Annotated in this window: 1 protein-coding gene and 1 pseudogene; one reads left to right on the forward strand and one right to left on the reverse strand. The window is 64.1% G+C overall.

Going from position 1 to position 2,037, the window contains the following annotated elements; translation table 11 throughout:
- Positions 1 to 467 precede the first annotated feature (467 nt).
- Positions 468 to 791, forward strand: a complete 324-nt coding sequence (locus tag ABT116_RS43530; RefSeq protein WP_351646316.1) for a UPF0182 family protein — start codon at positions 468 to 470, stop codon at positions 789 to 791.
- Here ABT116_RS43530 and ABT116_RS43535 read toward each other — a convergent pair.
- Positions 789 to 1,604: pseudogene (locus ABT116_RS43535) on the reverse strand (PucR family transcriptional regulator); the annotation flags it as partial. The gene ABT116_RS43530 and the pseudogene ABT116_RS43535 overlap by 3 nt on opposite strands.
- Positions 1,605 to 2,037 lie beyond the last annotated feature (433 nt).

Raw genomic sequence — 2,037 nt, forward strand, 5'->3', positions numbered from 1 at the left:
GTCAGCAAGGGCACGCTCACGGACGTCACCGCGATCGGGGTCGCGCTGACCATCGGCCATGTGGACGTGAAGGCCTCCGCGGTGATCACCGGTGGGCCCCAGCCTTCGGCGTCGATGTGGTCGACAACTTCATGAACGCACCGGGCGAGGGCACTCGGTGATCTGCTCATATTCTCTTCACTCACACGTTCATCCTCCCACCTTCAGTCCGGGTCCCCGCTCTCCGTGTTGTCAACCCGTGACCGTTGTTACGTAGAGTGGTCGGAAACGGCCAAGTCCACTCGGGCGTGGCCGCAGTGATCGATGCAATCGGTTGCGACGCCACGGCGTCGCCAAATCTTGGAGCGTGGCACGTGGGCATGCGGCCCCCCGCAGGTTTACCCTCTCTGTCCAGACGCAGTCGAATCTTGTTGGTGGTGGCTGTCGTAGTGGCGGCCTTGCTGCTCGTGGGGCCGCGACTGATCGGCATGTACACGGACTGGTTGTGGTTCGGTGAAGTCGGCTTCCGTGGTGTGTTCACCAAGGTTCTGCTGACGCGATTCGTTCTCTTCCTCGTCGTCGGAATTGTCGTCGGAGCCATCGTGTGGCTCGCGATGCTTCTCGCGTACCGCGCGCGTCCGGTGTTCGTCCCGGTTTCCGGACCCAATGATCCGATCGCGCGCTACCGCACCACCGTCATGTCGCGGCTTCGTCTGTTCGGCGTGATCATTCCGGTAGCGATCGGCATCCTGTCCGGTACCCTTGAGCTTACTGAGCCGATACCGAAAGGTATTGGGGTGCACGTGCAATGACGCTGCAGCGTCACCGACATCACCGAACGCGTTGAGCCACGCATCGAGAGTGTCGACGAACGAGGTCGCATGAGCAGCATCGTGGCTGGCGATCGCCTCGATGGGCCCCAGGTCCGAAAAGCCTTCGGCTGCGGCTTCCGACGCAATCTCCAGCAGAATGGCGTCGACGTGGACGCTGCTGAAAGTGGCGACGCTGCCCGACGCTCGTCCCGCCAACAACACTTCGAGGGCATGTTCGGCGTCACGCTTCGATCGGCTCAACTGTGCCGGCCTGGTCACGACCCGACCGATTCCGATGATCGTGTCGCCGGACGCTCCGGTACGGTCCAGAAAATCCGAAGCCACACGGAACGCCTGCAGTTCGGCTTCGGCCGGGGAATGCCCGCGAACGGACAGCACTGCGTAGCCGGTCCCGTTGACCAAGGCAGCCGCCGACTGTGAGTGGACGGCGCCGAGGTGCATGGCCAGAGCGTCGGTCAGTCGCACCACGTGGGCGGCGTCATCGGGTTTCGACGAACCTTCGAAAGACCTTCGGCCCAAAGCCATTACGAGTGCCGGGCCGGTTCCGAGACCGAGGCGGTTCATCGCGTCGACCGCACCGGTCCCACCGTCGAGAAGGGTTGCGATCAGGTCTGCGCGCAGTCGACGTTCGGCGTCCGCGCCGCCGCGCAAACGCAACATCTGCAGCGCGATCAACCCTGCCGAATCGCGCAAGGCTCGCATCCGGTCCTCGGACATCGGCTCACCGGTTGCCACCCACATGGAGCCGAGGAACTCGTCGCCGGCCCGGATGGACACGGCGATACGACCCATTTTCGTACCGAGGGTCTCGGCCGAGACCCACACCGGATCGTCGCTGCGATAGAGCCGGTCGAAGACCCCGGCCTCTTCGAGCACTCGAATGTACTGGTCAGGAACTTGCCGCTCCAAGACGGTCGCGATACGTGGACCGTCGCCTTCTTCCTGGCGGCCTGAGAAGGCGATGACCCGCGAGCTTCGGTCCTCGATCGTGATCGGCGCGTCCAGCAGCGCACTGACGGCGTTGGCGAAGGCGAACAGATCGCCCGCCGGACCACCCCCGCGTGAATGGATGTGCCCGACTTCGTTCCGTGCCGAGAGCACCGAATGAAGCAGGCTTGTCAGCTGAACCCACGAGACTCCACGCGCCAAGGCCAACAGCACGACGCCCGAGGCGATGACGGATTCGCGGTCCGCATCGCTGACCTCGGCGGTCACTCGCGCGACC

Origin of the sequence: Streptomyces sp. NPDC002130 (assembly GCF_040296465.1) — a bacterium.
In the GTDB taxonomy this organism is placed as follows: Bacteria; Actinomycetota; Actinomycetes; order Streptomycetales; family Streptomycetaceae; genus Streptomyces.